Source organism: Variovorax saccharolyticus (assembly GCF_030316765.1).
Classification (GTDB): Bacteria; Pseudomonadota; Gammaproteobacteria; order Burkholderiales; family Burkholderiaceae_C; genus Variovorax; species Variovorax saccharolyticus.
This window is the reverse complement of the sequence record NZ_JASZYT010000006.1, coordinates 340,164-354,796: the sequence shown is the minus strand read 5'-3', so window position 1 is coordinate 354,796 and position 14,633 is coordinate 340,164. Positions and strand designations below refer to the sequence as shown.

At 70.2% G+C, this 14,633-nt stretch carries 14 protein-coding genes; 9 read left to right on the top strand and 5 right to left on the bottom strand.

Translation table 11 applies throughout. The features are described 5' to 3' along the window. Nucleotide 1 precedes the first annotated feature (1 nt). Nucleotides 2-628, top strand: coding sequence for a response regulator transcription factor (locus QTI45_RS20195; protein ID WP_286371775.1), 627 nt, complete (start codon nucleotides 2-4; stop codon nucleotides 626-628). A 4-nt stretch (nucleotides 629-632) separates the two neighbouring features. Here the strand turns inward: QTI45_RS20195 and QTI45_RS20190 are convergent, their stop codons facing one another. Next, a complete protein-coding gene (locus QTI45_RS20190; protein ID WP_286371774.1) occupies nucleotides 633-1,283 on the bottom strand; it encodes a YiaD family glycine zipper/OmpA-like lipoprotein in 651 nt (216 codons plus the stop codon). A 205-nt stretch (nucleotides 1,284-1,488) separates the two neighbouring features. Further along, the gene (locus tag QTI45_RS20185; RefSeq protein WP_286655647.1) at nucleotides 1,489-1,626 is read right to left on the bottom strand and encodes a hypothetical protein; all 138 of its coding nucleotides are present in this window, start codon (nucleotides 1,624-1,626) and stop codon (nucleotides 1,489-1,491) included. Between QTI45_RS20185 and mltA the strand changes: the two genes are divergently transcribed. Then, nucleotides 1,625-2,761 carry a murein transglycosylase A gene (gene mltA / locus QTI45_RS20180; RefSeq protein ID WP_286655646.1) on the top strand — a complete coding sequence of 379 codons (1,137 nt, stop codon included), beginning with the start codon at nucleotides 1,625-1,627 and terminating at the stop codon, nucleotides 2,759-2,761. The two genes, QTI45_RS20185 and mltA, sit on opposite strands and share 2 nt — an antisense overlap. 16 nt (nucleotides 2,762-2,777) lie before the next feature. Here the strand turns inward: mltA and QTI45_RS20175 are convergent, their stop codons facing one another. Together QTI45_RS20175 and QTI45_RS20170 are read right to left on the bottom strand one after the other, a co-directional pair. Further along, a complete protein-coding gene (locus QTI45_RS20175) occupies nucleotides 2,778-2,930 on the bottom strand; it encodes a hypothetical protein (RefSeq protein ID WP_286371771.1) in 153 nt (50 codons plus the stop codon). A gap of 47 nt (nucleotides 2,931-2,977) precedes the next feature. Further along, on the bottom strand, nucleotides 2,978-3,466 hold the full coding sequence (locus QTI45_RS20170; protein WP_286371770.1) for an Lrp/AsnC family transcriptional regulator: 489 nt from the start codon (nucleotides 3,464-3,466) through the stop codon (nucleotides 2,978-2,980). 105 nt (nucleotides 3,467-3,571) lie between these two features. On the opposite strand from QTI45_RS20170, the gene mdeB reads away from it, so the two are divergent. From mdeB to QTI45_RS20145, 5 genes are read left to right on the top strand one after another with little or no spacing between them, the layout of a single operon-like run. Beyond that, a complete protein-coding gene (gene mdeB / locus QTI45_RS20165) occupies nucleotides 3,572-6,229 on the top strand; it encodes an alpha-ketoglutarate dehydrogenase (RefSeq protein ID WP_286655645.1) in 2,658 nt (885 codons plus the stop codon). A 49-nt stretch (nucleotides 6,230-6,278) separates the two neighbouring features. Then, entirely contained in the window at nucleotides 6,279-7,175 is an 897-nt protein-coding gene (gene ltnD, locus QTI45_RS20160; protein WP_286655644.1) for an L-threonate dehydrogenase, read from the top strand. A gap of 18 nt (nucleotides 7,176-7,193) precedes the next feature. Next, nucleotides 7,194-8,018, top strand: coding sequence for a 2-oxo-tetronate isomerase (gene otnI / locus QTI45_RS20155; RefSeq protein WP_286371767.1), 825 nt, complete (start codon nucleotides 7,194-7,196; stop codon nucleotides 8,016-8,018). After that, nucleotides 8,015-9,205 (top strand): amidohydrolase family protein, encoded by a 1,191-nt coding sequence (locus QTI45_RS20150; RefSeq protein ID WP_286655643.1) that lies wholly within the window; start codon nucleotides 8,015-8,017, stop codon nucleotides 9,203-9,205. The genes otnI and QTI45_RS20150 overlap by 4 nt, the downstream gene beginning before the upstream one ends. Continuing rightward, the gene (locus QTI45_RS20145) at nucleotides 9,202-9,660 is read left to right on the top strand and encodes a RidA family protein (protein WP_286371765.1); all 459 of its coding nucleotides are present in this window, start codon (nucleotides 9,202-9,204) and stop codon (nucleotides 9,658-9,660) included. Before QTI45_RS20150 ends, QTI45_RS20145 begins: the two co-directional genes overlap by 4 nt. A gap of 6 nt (nucleotides 9,661-9,666) precedes the next feature. Here QTI45_RS20145 and acs read toward each other — a convergent pair whose 3' ends face one another. Continuing rightward, nucleotides 9,667-11,652 carry an acetate--CoA ligase gene (acs, locus tag QTI45_RS20140; RefSeq protein WP_444813299.1) on the bottom strand — a complete coding sequence of 662 codons (1,986 nt, stop codon included), beginning with the start codon at nucleotides 11,650-11,652 and terminating at the stop codon, nucleotides 9,667-9,669. Nucleotides 11,653-11,801: 149 nt separating this feature from the next. Between acs and QTI45_RS20135 the strand changes: the two genes are divergently transcribed. Continuing rightward, nucleotides 11,802-13,769: a hybrid sensor histidine kinase/response regulator gene (locus tag QTI45_RS20135; protein WP_286655642.1), complete on the top strand. Its 1,968-nt coding sequence runs from the start codon at nucleotides 11,802-11,804 to the stop codon at nucleotides 13,767-13,769. Then, nucleotides 13,766-14,515, top strand: coding sequence for a response regulator transcription factor (locus tag QTI45_RS20130; RefSeq protein ID WP_286655641.1), 750 nt, complete (start codon nucleotides 13,766-13,768; stop codon nucleotides 14,513-14,515). The genes QTI45_RS20135 and QTI45_RS20130 overlap by 4 nt, the downstream gene beginning before the upstream one ends. Nucleotides 14,516-14,633: the final 118 nt, after the last annotated feature.

Below are 14,633 nucleotides of genomic sequence, written 5' to 3'. Positions count from 1 at the left end.
CATGCAACCCCTGATCGATTCACTGATCTTCATCGTCGACGACGACGCCAGCGTGCGCGAGGCGCTGGCCTGGCTGCTGCGTTCGAGGCGGCTGGTGAGCGAGCATTTCCCCAGCGCCGAGGCTTTCGAGGCCCGCCTGGCCGAACAGCCGCTGACCGACCATCCGCATTGCCTGCTGCTCGACGTCCGCATGCCCGGCACCAGCGGGCTGGTGCTGTTCGACCGGCTGGCCGAACGCGGCCTGCTCGACACCATGCCGGTGATCTTCCTCACCGGCCATGCCGATGTGCCGACTGCGGTCGATGCGGTCAAGCGCGGCGCCTTCGACTTCTGCGAGAAGCCCTTTTCGGACAACGCCCTGGTCGATCGCATCGAGCATGCGCTCGGCGCCTCGTTGCGCGCCATCGAGGCCCGGCGCACGCGCCAACTGCTCAAGCGCCGCATCGACGAGCTGACCGAGCGCGAGCGCGACGTGATGCGCTGCGTGGTCGAGGGACTGCCGAACAAGCTGATCGCCGATCAGCTGGCGATCAGCGTGCGCACGGTGGAGGTCCACCGTGCGCGCGTGTTCGAGAAGATGGAGGTCAAGTCGGCCGTGGAGCTGGCCAACCTGTTGCGAGGGGTCTAGGGCCTCAGCCCTGCGGGCGTTCGCCGACGTAGATCTCGACGCGGCGGTTCTGCGCCCGGCCGGCATCGGTGTTGTTGTCGGCGATCGGCTCGCGCGAGCCGCGGCCTTCGGTGCGGATCGAGCCGGCCGGTACGCCGCGCGCCACCAGGTAGTCGCGCGTGCTGGCGGCACGCTCGATCGACAGCGGGTTGTTGATCGCGTCGGTGCCGGTGCTGTCGGTGTGGCCGATGATGCGCACGTCGGCATTCGGGTTGTTGCGCAGGCCGCTCGCGAACTGGTCGAGCACCGGCGAGAAGTTCGGCTTGATCGCCGAGCGGCCGACGTCGAAGGAGATGTCGCTCGGGATCGCGAGCTTGAGCTCGTTGTTGGCGGTCTGGGTCACGGCCACGCCGGTGCCCTTGGTGGCGGCTTCCATCTGGCGCTTCTGGTTTTCCATGCGCTGCGACCACAGGTAGCCACCCGCCGCGCCGGCGAGCGCACCCACCGCGGCGCCGGTGCCCGCACGGCCGCCGGTCGCCGAGCCGATCGCCGCGCCGGCGAGCGCGCCCACCCCGGCCCCGACACCGGTGTTGCGTTGCGTGTCGGTCAATCCGGTGCCGGCGCAACCGGTGAGAACGAGCGCTGCGGCGCAGCTGGCGAGTACGAATTTTTTCATGTCGGTCCCTTCTTGTGATCCAAATCGAAGAGAACCATTATCCCGAGCGAAACTTGACAATTCGCCGTCAAGCCGGTGTCGGCATGTAACGCTTCACGGCATGGTGCTCGCTTGGAAGCGGCGTCCAGTATCGCTGTGACGCTATTGTTTTCATAGCTTGTAATGCGCCGGCCGACAGCCCGACGCGGCCCGGGACTACCTCGGATCAGTCGCCCTTGGAAGGCCCGTCGCTGTCTCGCGTGTCGTCGAGCTCGCCGCCCTTGCGGCCCGAGAACATGGTCCACCAGACGATCAGCACCAGCACGATTCCGGCCGCCAGGGCTTCAAGCAAAATCAGACCCATGAACAAAGGACTCCGGTGGCTGGTGGGACTCGCGATCGTAGCAACGCTCGCCGGTTGCAGCGTCAGCACACGACAGCCCGATTTTCCGGCAGCGACGCCGGCTCCGGCTCCCTCGCGCGATCTCGGTCCCCTGACCGGATCGCTGACTCATCCCAAGAGCCGCTGGACACCGGTGGCGTGGTCCGAACTGCCGGGCTTCAACGAGGACGCGCTGCATGAGGGCTGGGTGGCGATGGTCGCCAACTGCGCGCGGCCGAATGCCGTCATCGCGCCGCTGTGCCGCGAGGTCCGCCAGCTCGCGCTGGCCGAGCCCGACCAGCAGCGCGAATGGATGATGCAGCGGCTGCAGCCGTTCCGCATCGAGCCGCTGGTGGGGCCGACCGAAGGCAAGCTCACGAGCTACTACGAGCCGGTCTTCGACGCCTCCCGCCGCCCGACCGCGACCCATACCGTGCCGCTCTACCAGGTGCCCGCCGGCCTGGTCGCCAAGCGGCCCTGGTACACGCGCCAGGAGATCGACACGCTGCCGCAGGCCCAGGCCGCGCTGCGCGGCCGCGAGATCGCCTGGATGGCCGATCCGATCGACGTGCTGATGCTGCACATCCAGGGTTCGGGGCGGCTGCGCATCACCGAGCCCGACGGCTCGCAGCGAACCGTGCGCGTGGCCTTCGCGGCCACCAACGAACAGCCCTATCGCAGCGTGCAGCAATGGCTGGTGAGCCAGGGCGCGACCAAGGTCAGCCTGTGGCCCGACGACACCAAGATGTGGGTGGCGCAGAACCCGCAGCGGGTGTCGCAGCTGCTGTGGAGCAATCCGCGCTACGTGTTCTTCCGCGAGGAGGCGCTGAACGAGGTCGATGCCGCGTCGGGTCCAGTGGGGGCGCAGGGCGTGCCGCTGACGGCCGGGCGCTCGATCGCGGTCGACCGCGACAGCATCCCCTACGGCACCCCGGTCTGGCTCGCATCGCCGGGGCCGACCCTGCCGCTGGCCCGCCTGGTGATCGCGCAGGACACCGGCAGCGCGATCGTCGGCGCGGTGCGCGCCGACTACTTCGCGGGCACCGGCGCGGAGGCGGGGCGGGTGGCGGCGCGCGTGAACCAGCCGCTGCGCTTGTGGGCCCTCTGGCCGAAGTAGCGTCTCCGCGCTGCGGTCAGTTCATCTTCACCACGAAGATGGTCAGCGTCGTGACGATCGTGATGTGAAGCAGGAATTCGAGCCGTCGCTCGCGCGGTGCGATGAGCAGGGCGGCGCCGGCGACGAGCAGCGTCAGCGAGCCGAACACGAGATCGAAAGAAATGTCCACAGAGCCGACGTCCTTGCTGGCGCACCGGCCTGCACGAGACCGGATTATCAGTGAGCGCGAACGGCTTCCGGCGCTCCTGGCAGCGGCAGCGCGGTCTTGTAGCGCACCTGCTTGAGTGCGAAGCTGGAGCGGATCTTCTCGATGCCGGCGATCGGCGTCAGCTGCTCGAGGATGAAGCGCTCGAGCGCCGCGATGTCGGCCACCGCGACCCGGATCAGGTAGTCGCTGTCGCCGGTCATCAGATAGCACTCCATCACCTCGTCATGCTCCGCGATGCGTTGCTCGAAGTCGGCCAGCGACTGCTTGCTCTGCGTCTTCAGGCTGATCGAGATGAAGACGTTGAGGCCCAGGCCCAGCGCTCCGGCGTTGACCAGCGCCACGTAGCGCTGGATGACGCCGCCGGCCTCGAGCGCCTTCACCCGCGCCAGGCAGGGCGAGGGCGACAGGTGGATGCGGCGCGCCAGCTCCACGTTGGACAAGGCGCCGTCGCGCTGGAGTTCGTCGAGGATGCGCAGGTCGATCGCGTCGAGTTGCATGAAGTGCCGTCGAATGACGAAAATGCAGAATTCTATGCCACTGCAATGGTGTCGAAGGCCCTGAAACAGCACCTCATTTCAGGCCTCCCGGCCTAAATTGCGGCCATGAACGCCCCGATTTCTCCCGACCAGCTGCGCGCCCTGATCGATATGCCCCTGCACGACCCCGATCCCGTCGAAACCGCCGAGTGGCGAGCCGCCTTCGTCGCGCTGGCCGAGGCGCACGGTCCCGAGCGCGCGCGCTGGATGCTCGACGAACTCGCGCGGCTGGCGCGGGCCCAGCGCATCGGCTGGGAGCCCGAGCTGTCGACCCCGTACGTCAACACGATCGCCGTCGAGGCCCAGCCGGCCTTCCCCGGCGACCTCGCGATGGAGGAGCGCCTGGCCTCGCTGATGCGCTGGAACGCGCTCGCGATGGTGGTGCGCGCCAACCAGGCCTACGGCGAGCTCGGCGGCCATATCGCGAGCTATGCCAGCGCGGCCGACCTGTTCGAGACCGGCTTCAACCACTTCTTCCATGCGCGCACGGACGCCCACCGCGGCGATCTCGTCTTCTTCCAGCCGCACAGCGCGCCGGGCGTGTATGCGCGCGCCTTCCTCGAAGGCCGGCTCGGCGAAGACGACCTGACCCACTACCGGCAGGAGCTCACGGCGCCCGCCTTCACCGAAGGCAAGGGCGCCCGCGGCCTCAGCAGCTACCCGCACCCGTACCTGATGCCGGACTTCTGGCAGTTCCCGACCGGCTCGATGGGCATCGGGCCGATCAGCTCGATCTACCACGCGCGCTTCATGCGCTATCTCACGCACCGCAACCTCCTGAACTGCGAGGGGCGCAAGGTCTGGGGCGTGTTCGGCGACGGCGAGATGGACGAGCCCGAATCGATGAGCGCGCTGACCCTCGCCGCGCGCGAGAAGCTCGACAACCTGGTGTGGGTGGTCAACTGCAACCTGCAGCGCCTGGACGGCCCGGTGCGCGGCAACGGCCGCATCATCGACGAGCTCGAGAAGCTGTTCGCGGGCGCCGGCTGGAACGTCATCAAGCTGGTCTGGGGCAGCGACTGGGACGGCCTGTTCGCGCGCGACCTCACGGGTGCGCTGGTGCGCGCCTTCGCCAACACGGTCGACGGCCAGATGCAGACCTTCGCCGCCAAGGACGGCCGCTACAACCGCGACACCTTCTTCGGCCAGGACGAGCAGCTGGCCCGGCTCGCCGAAGGCATGACCGACGAGCAGATCGACCACCTGAAGCGCGGCGGCCACGACCTGGTGAAGATCCACGCCGCCTATGCCGCGGCGGCGGCTCACCGTGGCCGGCCGACCGTGATCCTGGCCCACACCAAGAAGGGCTACGGCATGGGCAGCGCGGGGCAGGGCAAGATGACCACGCACTCGCAGAAGAAGTTCGACGACACCGACCTGCTCGCTTTCCGCGACCGCTTCAAGCTGCCGCTGACCGACGAGCAGGCCACCACCGCGGCCTTCTACAAGCCGGCCGAGGACAGCGCCGAGATGCGCTACCTGCTGGCCAGGCGGGCCGCGCTCGGCGGCAGCATGCCGCGCCGCGAGACCGGCTGCGAGGTGGTCGCCAAGCCCGACATCGGTGCCTATGCGCAGTTCGCGGTCAGCCCCGCCGGCAAGGAGATGAGCACCACGATGGCCTTCGTGCGCATGCTGGGCAATCTCATGAAGGACCAGGCGCTCGGCCCGCGCGTGGTGCCGATCGTGGCCGACGAGGCGCGCACCTTCGGCATGGCCAATCTGTTCAAGCAGGTCGGCATCTATTCGAGCGTGGGCCAGCGCTATGCACCCGAGGACATCGGCTCGGTGCTCTCGTACCGCGAGGCGACCGACGGCCAGATCCTCGAGGAAGGCATCAGCGAAGCCGGCGCCATCGCCAGCTGGACCGCCGCGGCCACCAGCTACAGCGTGCACGGCCTGGCGATGCTGCCCTTCTACATCTACTACTCGATGTTCGGCTTCCAGCGCGTGGGCGACCAGATCTGGGCCGCCGCCGACCAGCGGCCGCGCGGCTTCCTGCTGGGCGCCACCTCGGGCCGCACCACGCTCGGCGGCGAAGGGCTGCAGCACCAGGACGGATCGAGCCACCTCATTGCCGCGACGATCCCGAACTGCAAGGCCTACGACCCGGCCTTCGCGGGCGAGATGGCGGTGATCGTCGACGCCGGCATCCGCGAGATGACGGTCGAGCAGAAGGACGTCTTCTACTACGTCACGCTGATGAACGAGAACTACGCGCAGCCCGACCTGCCGGCGGGCGCCGAGGCCGATGTGCTGCGCGGCTGCTATCGCTTCGACGGCTGGAAGGGCGCGCAGCCGGCATCCGCCGAGGCGAAGGTCACGCTGCTCGGTTCCGGCGCGATCCTGACCGAGGTCGTCAAGGCGGCGCAGATGCTGGCCGAAGAGGGCATCACTGCCGAGGTCTTCAGCGTCACGAGCTGGAGCGAGCTGGCCCGCGACGGCCGTGCCTGCGAGGCGCGGGCACTGGCGGGCGAGGCCGAGCCGGGCACGCCGTTCATTGCGCGGCAGCTTGGCGCCGGCGGCGGGCCGATCATCGCCGCCACCGACTACGTGCGCAGCGTGCCCGAGAGCGTCCGCGCCTTCCTGCCGGAGGGCCGGCGCTTCCTCACGCTCGGCACCGACGGCTTCGGCCGCAGCGACACGCGCGCCGCGTTGCGCAACTTCTTCGGCGTCGATGCAGAGAGCATCGTGCGCGCGGCGCGGCATCTGCTCGGATCGCGCTGAGGGCCCTATGATGGGCGCGCGCGAAGCGCGAACCCTTCCAGGACACCTCATGAACAAAGCAGGACTCATCGGCCTGGGCGCCATGGGCGCGGGCATTGCGGCCACGCTGCGGGACCGCGGCTACGAGATGCACGTCTGCGACGCGCGCCCCGGCGCCGCGGTGCGCTTCGCCGAAGCAGGCGGCGTCGCCTGGGCCACGCCGGCGCAGGTCGCGCACCGCTCGGAGGTCGTGATCTCGGTCGTGGTCAACGCCGCCCAGACCGAGGACGTGCTGTTCGGCGAGAACGGCGCCGCCGCCGCGATGAAGCCCGGCAGCGTCTTCGTGATGTGCTCCACCGTCGACCCGAACTGGTCGATCGCGCTCGAGGAGCGGCTGGCCGCGCTGGGCATCCTCTACATCGACGCGCCGATCTCGGGCGGTGCCGCCAAGGCCGCGAGCGGCCAGATGACCATGATGAGCTCGGCCCGGCCCGAGGCCTATGCGCGCGCCGATGCGGTGCTCGACGCCATGGCCGGCAAGGTCTACCGGCTCGGCGACCGTGCCGGCGCGGGCAGCAAGGTCAAGATCATCAACCAGCTGCTGGCCGGCGTGCACATCGCGGCGGCCGCCGAGGCGATGGCGCTGGGCCTGCGCGAAGGCGTGGCGGCCGAGGCGCTGTACGAGGTCATCACCCACAGCGCGGGCAACAGCTGGATGTTCGAGAACCGCATGGCGCATGTGCTGGCCGGCGACTACACGCCGCTGTCGGCGGTCGACATCTTCGTCAAGGACCTCGGCCTGGTGCTCGACACCGCGCGGGCCAGCAAGTTTCCACTGCCGCTGGCGTCGACCGCGCACCAGATGTTCATGCAGGCGTCGACCGCCGGCTTCGCGAAGGAGGACGACAGCGCCGTGATCAAGATCTTCCCGGGCATCGAGCTGCCGCGCGGCGGCGAGTCCGCCTGACTTGCCTATCATCGAACCATGCCCCGCTTCGCCGCCAACCTCTCCATGCTCTATCCGGAGCTCGACTTTCTCGACCGCTTCGAGGCCGCAGCCAGGGACGGCTTCGGCGCCGTCGAGTACCTCTTCCCCTATGCGCACGAGCAGCGCGAACTCGCGTCGCGCCTGTCGGCCAACGGGCTCAAGCAGGTGCTGTTCAATGGCCCGCCGGGGAACTGGGAGCGCGGTGAGCGCGGCCTGGCCTGCCTGCCCGGACGCGAAGCCGAGTTCCGCGAGGGCATCCTGAAGGCGATCGACTACGCGGCGGCGCTCGACTGCCCGCGCATCCACGTCATGGCCGGCCTGGTGCCCGAAGGCGTGGAACGCGAGACGGTGCAGCCGACCTACCTCGAGAACCTGCGATGGGCCGCGGTGGAAGCGGCCAAGGCCGGTCGCGACCTGCTGATCGAGCCGATCAACACGCGCGACATCCCGCGCTTCTTCCTGAACCGCCAGGATCACGCGCACGAGATCGTCGAGGCGGTCGGCGCGCTCAACCTGCAGGTGCAGATGGACCTCTACCACTGCCAGATCGTCGAGGGCGACGTGGCCATGAAGATCCGCAAGTACCTGCCGACCGGCCGCGTCGGCCACTTCCAGATCGCCGGCGTGCCCGACCGCAACGAGCCCGACATCGGCGAGCTCAACCATCCCTACCTGTTCGACGTCATCGACGAGGTGTCGGCCGAATGCGGCTGGCAGGGCTGGGTCGGCTGCGAGTACCGGCCGCGGCGCGGCGCGGTTGCCGACGGCACCTCGGCCGGGCTCGGCTGGCTGCGTGCCTTGCCACGCACCTCACGCGCATGAGGCTGGAGTCAGTCCGCATCCCGCCGCGCCTGCGGGGCTTCGCGGCGGGCGGCGCCGAGGTGTTCGATGTGACGCTGGCCGGCGACCGGATCGAGACCATCGCCCCGAGCCCGCGGCCGGCACGCGGCACCTTGCTCAGCGCGCTGGTCGATGCCCATGCCCATATCGACAAGAACTACACGGTGCGCGAGGCCGGAGCGGCCGAGGGCAACCTGTTCGCGGCGATCGAGCGCATGGCGGCGCACCGCGCGGCCTGGACCGCCGAATCGCTGCGACCGCGCATGCAGCGCGCCGTCACCGAGGCCTGGCTGGCCGGCACGCGCGCGCTGCGCAGCCACCTCGACTGGGGCGGCGCCGAGGCGCCGGTCTCGCTGGCGGTGTTCGAGCAGTTGCGCGACGAATGGCGCGGGCGCGTCGAGCTGCAGTTCGTGGCGCTGACGCCGCTCGACCTGTTCGCCGAGGGCGATGCCGGCGAGCGCATCGCGCGGTCGGTGCGACGCGCCGGGGGCGTGCTCGGCGCCTTCGTCTATCGCAACGACGGCATCGCCCACAAGCTCGGACGGGTGTTCGATCAGGCGCAGGAGCACGGCCTGGCGCTGGACTTCCATGTCGACGAGGGGCTCGACGCCGACGCCACCGGGCTGCGCACCATCGCCCAGCTCACGCTGGCGCGCGGCCTGCAGGGGCGCGTCAGCTGCGGCCATGCCTGCTCGCTGTCGGTGCAGGACGACGCCGCTGCGCGCGACACGCTGGCGCTGTGCGCGCAGGCCGGCATCCACCTGATCGCCCTGCCGAGCACCAACCTCTACCTGCAGGGCGCCTGGGACCGCACGCCGGTGCAGCGCGGCATCACGCGGCTGCGCGAAGCGGCGGCAGAGGGGCTGCGGCCGAGCCTTGCCACCGACAACGTGCAGGACGCCTTCTATCCCTACGGCGGCTACGACCTGGTCGAGACCTTCGGGCTCGGCGTGCAGATGGCGCACCTGGCGCCGGCCGCCGACTGGCTCGACGCCATCACCGTGAGCCCGGCGCGCGCGCTGGGCCTGGCCTGGGACGGACGCATCGCCCCGGGCAGCCCGGCCGACCTGGTGCTGCTGGCCGCGACCGACGAATACGAACTGCTGGACCCGCGCGGCCGACGGCGCACCGTCATCCGCGCCGGCCGCACCCTGGAGAACGAACGATGAGCATGGGCAAGCCGATGGCCAACTACGCGGCCGCGAAACGGGTCGGCGATTTCGTCTTCATGAGCGGCGTGGTCGCGGTCGATCCGTCGACCCGGCGCGCGGTGGCCGGCTACGACGACATCCCCGACGCGGCGCGCGCCGCCTTGCGCACGCTGGGCTACGCCACCGGCCAGATGTCGGTCGACGTCTTCGAGGCGCCGATCGTGGCCCAGAGCTGGTTCGTGCTCGAGCGCATCCGCCAGATCGCGGCCGAGCACGGCGGCACGATGGACGACGTGGTGAAGCTGGTGCAGTACTTCCGCCGCCTGCCCGACTACGCGCCCTACAACCGCGTGCGCGGCCTGTTCTACCCGGGCCAGCCGCCGGTCAGCACGGTGGTCGAGGTGTCGCGCTTCCTGCCCGGGGACGAGGTGCTGGTGGAGGTCGAGGGCACGATGTACCTGCCGCAGCGCTGAGGCCCTTCAGTAGGGCTGGCCCAGCTGCTCGAGAACAGCCGGGTTCTCGAGCGTGCTGACGTCCTGCGTCACCACCTCGCCCTTGGCCAGCGTGCGCAGCAACCGGCGCATGATCTTGCCGCTGCGGGTCTTCGGCAGGTTGTCGCCGAAGCGGATGTCGCGCGGCTTGGCGATCGGGCCGATCTCCTTGCCGACCCAGTTGCGCAGCTGCTCGGCGATGCGCCGCGCCTCGTCGCCGCTGGGCAGCGGCCGCTTCAGCACCACGAAGGCGCAGACCGCCTCGCCCGTGGTGTCGTCGGGCCTGCCGACCACCGCGGCCTCGGCCACCAGGTCGGTCATCGCCACCAGCGCCGACTCGATCTCCATCGTGCCCATGCGGTGGCCGCTGACGTTCAGCACGTCGTCGATGCGCCCGGTGATCGTGAAGTAGCCGGTCGTCTTGTCGCGCATGGCGCCGTCCCCGGCCAGGTAGTAGCGGCCCTGGAATTCCTCCGGGTAGTAGCTGGCCTTGAAGCGCTCCGGGTCGCCCCAGATCGTGCGGATCATCGAGGGCCAGGGCTTGCGAACGACCAGGATGCCGCCCTGGCCCCAGGGCAGCTCGTTGCCGGCCTCGTCCACCACGGCGGCGTCGATGCCCGGGAAGGGCAAGGTGCAAGAGCCCGGCACCAGCGGCGTGACACCCGGCAGCGGCGTGATCATGTGGCCGCCGGTCTCGGTCTGCCAGAAGGTGTCGAGCACCGGGCAGCGGCCGCCGCCCACATGGCGGTGGTACCACTCCCAGGCCGCCGGGTTGATTGGTTCGCCGACCGATCCGAGGATGCGCAGGCTCGCCAGGTCGTAGTTGCGCGGGTGCACCGCGTCGTTGCCCTCGGCCATCTTGATCAGCGAGCGGATCGCGGTCGGCGCGGTATAGAACACGCTGACCTTGTGGTCCTGGATCATCTTCCAGAAGCGGCCGGCGTCCGGGTAGGTGGGTACGCCCTCGAACACCACCTGGGTCGCGCCGATCGCCAGCGGTCCGTAGGCGATGTAGGTATGGCCGGTGACCCAGCCGATGTCGGCGGTGCACCAGAAGACGTCGTCGGGCCCGAGGTCGAAGGTCCATTGGCAGGTCAGGGCCGCGTGCAGCAGGTAGCCGCCGGTGGCGTGCTGCACGCCCTTGGGCTTGCCGGTGGAGCCCGAGGTGTAGAGCAGGAACAGCGGGTGCTCGGCATCGACCCATTCGGGTTTGCAGACCGGCTCCTGGGCCGCCGCGAGATCGGCCATCCACAGGTCGCGCGGCGCCTGGAAGGGCACCGCCCCGCCGGTGCGCCGCGTCACCAGCACATGGCGCACGCTGTCGCAGCCGCCGAGGCCGAGCGCCTCGTCGACGATCGCCTTCAGCGGCAGCTGCTTGCCGCCGCGCACCTGCTGGTCGGCGGTGAGCACCATCACGGCGCCGGTGTCGGCGATGCGGTCGCGCAGGGACTGCGCCGAGAAGCCGCCGAAGACCACCGAATGGATGGCGCCGATGCGCGCGCAGGCCTGCATCGCGACCACGCCGTCGATCGACATCGCCATGTAGATCACGACCCGGTCGCCGCGGCCGACGCCCAGCGACTTCAGCACGTTGGCGGCGCGGCAGACGCGCGCCAGCAGGTCCTGGTAGCTGATGCGCGTGACGGCGCCGTCGTCGGCCTCGAAGATGATCGCGGTCTTCTCGCCCAGGCCGTTCTCGACCTGACGGTCCAGGCAGTTGTACGACGCGTTGAGCGTGCCGTCGGCGAACCATTCGAAGAAGGGCGCCCGTCGCGCATCGAGCGCCTGCGTGAAGGGCTGCTTCCAGGCGAGCAGTTCGCGCGCCAGCCGGCCCCAGTAGGCGCCGGGATCGGCCTCGGCCTCGGCGACCAGCCGGTCGTAGGCGGCGCGGCCCGCGATCCGGGCGCGGCCCACGGTGGCCTCGGAGGGCTGGTACATCGTGGCGGGCACGGAGGGGGAAGCGGTCGGGTCCATGGCGGGCTCCTGATTCGGGTGCGGGTTGACGCGTGTCATGTTCGTCTCCGTCGGGGTGGTCAACAATGAGGGCCACAGGATGTCCGACGAACGTTGCAGGAGACACATTCAAAGATGACGAATGTTTGCAAGCTCTGCGGGAGGCTGCGGTGAGCCGCACGCCGGCGCCTGCGCCGGCCCCCTTGGAGCGCTACCTGACGCTGCAGACCGGGCTCGACCTGCTGGACCAGGGCCTGTCGATCTTCGATGCCGACCTGCGGCTGGTGGCATGGAACCGGGCCTACGTCCGCCTGCTCGGCTTCACCGACGACATGGCCTACCTGGGCGCGCCGTTCGAGAGCTTCATCGGCTTCAACGCCCGGCGCGGCGAATACGGCCCGGGCGACCCCGACCGGCTGGTGGCCGAACGCGTGGCGGCGGCGCGCCACTTCGCGCCGCACGAGATCGAGCGGGTGCGGCCCGACGGCCGGGTGCTGCGCATCCATGGCGAGCCGGTGCCGGGCCATGGCTTCGTCACGCTCTACTCCGACATCACCGAGCAGCGCCGCGCCGAGGAGATCATCCGCCGCCACAACGCCGAGCTCGAAAGCCGGGTGGCGGCGCGCACTGCCGAACTGCAGGGCAGCGAAGAGCGGGTGCGGCTGATCATGGATTCGATCCCCGCACTGGTGGCCTACTTCGACCACCGGCGCGTCTACCGGTACCTCAACCGCGGGTACCACGACTGGTTCCGGGTCGACACCAGCCGGCCCGAATCCGTCAGCGCCAGGGCCTTCCTCGGCGATGCGGTCTATGCCCGGGTCAAGCCGCAGGTGCTGCGCGCACTGGCCGGCGATTCGCAGAGCCTCGAGTACGAGCTCCAGACCAGCGATGCCCGGCGCCTGTGGGTGCGCACCTCGCTGGTTCCGCAGCGCAGCGCCGAGGGCGCCGTGGTCGGCTGCTTCGAGCTGACCTTCGACATCACGGAGCAGCGCCGTTCGCAGGCGCTGCTGGCGCGGGCCCAGAAGCTGGAGTCGCTGGGCCACCTGACCGGCGGCCTGGCGCACGACTTCAACAACATCCTGACGGTGGTCATCGGCAACCTCGCGGCGCTGGAGCAGGCCCGTCCCGCCGATCCGGCGCTGGTCGAGTATGTGCAGCCCGCCCTCGAGGCGGCGCGGCGCGGTGCCAGCCTGGTGCGCGGCCTGCTGAGCTTCGCGCGGCGCCAGCCGCTGCAGGCCGCGGCGGTGCATGTGGGGGCGCTGCTCGACACCGTGGCGCGGCTGGTGCGGCGCTCGCTGCCCGAGACCCTGCGGCTCGACATCGAGGTCGGCGCGCCGGACCTGTGGACCTGGATCGACGCCACGCTGCTCGAGCAGGCGATGCTCAACCTGGTGCTCAATGCCCGCGACGCCACCGGTGCCGAAGGCCGCATCGTGCTGCGGGCGCGCCGCGCGCGCATCGACGCCGCGGTGGCCACGCCGCTGCAGCTGTCGGCGGGCGACTGCGTATGCATCGAGGTCGAGGACGACGGCGCCGGCATGGACGCCGACACCCTCGCGCACCTGTTCGAGCCCTTCTTCACCACCAAGCGTCCGGGCCGCGGCACCGGGCTCGGCATGGCGGTGGTCTACGGCTTCATCAAGCAGTCGGGCGGCGCGATCGACGTGCGCAGCGCGCCCGGCTGCGGAACCACGGTGTCGCTGTGGCTGCCCGCGGCCGACCCGGCGCCGGACGACGGCATCGACGATGCCGGCGGCCAGGCCGCCGGGACCCAGGCCGTGTCCAGGGGGCTGGCGCTGCTGGTGGACGACGATGCGCAGGTGCGGCGGGTGATCCGGCGCAGCCTGCTCGAACTGGGCTACTCGGTGCTCGAGGCCGACGACGGCAGCGGCGCGCTGAACCTGCTCGAACACACGCCGGACATCGCACTGCTGCTGTCCGACGTCGTGATGGCGGGCGGCGTCGATGGCCGTGCCGTGGCGCGGGCGGCGCGCGATGGCGGCCGCGCCCGGTCGGTGGTGCTCATGAGCGGCTATGCGCCGGGAGACCTGTCGCTGCAGGCCGACTTCCCGATGCTGACCAAGCCTTTCGACACCGCCCAGCTGGCGCAGGCGATCGAGGAGGGCGAAGCATGAGCACCACCGGCGTCACCCACCGCGCGGCGGGCGAGGAGGCGCACCCGCCCTCGCTGATCTTCGTGATCGAGGACGACCCGGCCGTGGCCCGGCTGGTGCTCGCCACGCTCGGCGAGTTCGGCTTCAACTGCGAAGGCTTCCCGACCGGCGCCAGCGTGCTGCGGCGGCTGCAGGTCGAGAAGCCCGACCTCTGCATCGTCGACCTCGGCCTGCCCGACATGGACGGCATCGACCTCATGCGGCGCATCACCGCGGCATCGAACGCCGGCGTGCTGATCCTCACCGGCCGCGGTCATCCGGCCGACCGCGTGATGGGGCTCGAGCTCGGTGGCGACGACTACGTCACCAAGCCCTTCGAGGCGCGCGAGCTGGTGGCGCGGGTGCGCAGCATCCTGCGCCGGCGCAGGCTGGCGCCGGGCCAGGCCACGGGGCAGCGGCGCTATGCGTCGTTCCTGGGCTGGCGCATCGACTGCGCCGCCAACGTGCTGCGCGCGCCCGACGGCAGCGAGCATCTGCTGGGCACCGCAGAGACCCAGGTCCTGCGCTGCTTCGTCGAGCGTCCGCACCAGATCCTCACGCGCGAACAGCTCATGGGCGCGCGCGACCTGCTGCCGACCGACCGCAGCATCGACGTGCGCATCTCGCGCCTGCGCAGGAAGATCGAACGGGATCCGCACGAGCCGGCCATCATCAAGACCGTGTACGGCGCCGGCTATCTGTTCGCCGCGAACGTGCAGTGGGAGTAGGCCCGCCGATCGGTCTCGATCCGGCCTCGAAAGATCCGCGCATTGCATCGCAATGTGACGAATGATTGCAGCGCGCCCCGCGCGTGCAGGCCGCATCCCAGAATCGTCCCGACCGAAG

Coding starts and splice junctions, on each gene's coding strand:
- QTI45_RS20195 (WP_286371775.1), top strand. CDS start 2: ATGCAACCCCTGATCGATTCACTGATCTTCATCGTCGACGACGACGCC.
- QTI45_RS20190 (WP_286371774.1), bottom strand. CDS start 1,283: ATGAAAAAATTCGTACTCGCCAGCTGCGCCGCAGCGCTCGTTCTCACC.
- mltA (WP_286655646.1), top strand. CDS start 1,625: ATGAACAAAGGACTCCGGTGGCTGGTGGGACTCGCGATCGTAGCAACG.
- QTI45_RS20185 (WP_286655647.1), bottom strand. CDS start 1,626: ATGGGTCTGATTTTGCTTGAAGCCCTGGCGGCCGGAATCGTGCTGGTG.
- QTI45_RS20170 (WP_286371770.1), bottom strand. CDS start 3,466: ATGCAACTCGACGCGATCGACCTGCGCATCCTCGACGAACTCCAGCGC.
- mdeB (WP_286655645.1), top strand. CDS start 3,572: ATGAACGCCCCGATTTCTCCCGACCAGCTGCGCGCCCTGATCGATATG.
- ltnD (WP_286655644.1), top strand. CDS start 6,279: ATGAACAAAGCAGGACTCATCGGCCTGGGCGCCATGGGCGCGGGCATT.
- otnI (WP_286371767.1), top strand. CDS start 7,194: ATGCCCCGCTTCGCCGCCAACCTCTCCATGCTCTATCCGGAGCTCGAC.
- QTI45_RS20150 (WP_286655643.1), top strand. CDS start 8,015: ATGAGGCTGGAGTCAGTCCGCATCCCGCCGCGCCTGCGGGGCTTCGCG.
- QTI45_RS20145 (WP_286371765.1), top strand. CDS start 9,202: ATGAGCATGGGCAAGCCGATGGCCAACTACGCGGCCGCGAAACGGGTC.
- acs (WP_444813299.1), bottom strand. CDS start 11,652: ATGGACCCGACCGCTTCCCCCTCCGTGCCCGCCACGATGTACCAGCCC.
- QTI45_RS20130 (WP_286655641.1), top strand. CDS start 13,766: ATGAGCACCACCGGCGTCACCCACCGCGCGGCGGGCGAGGAGGCGCAC.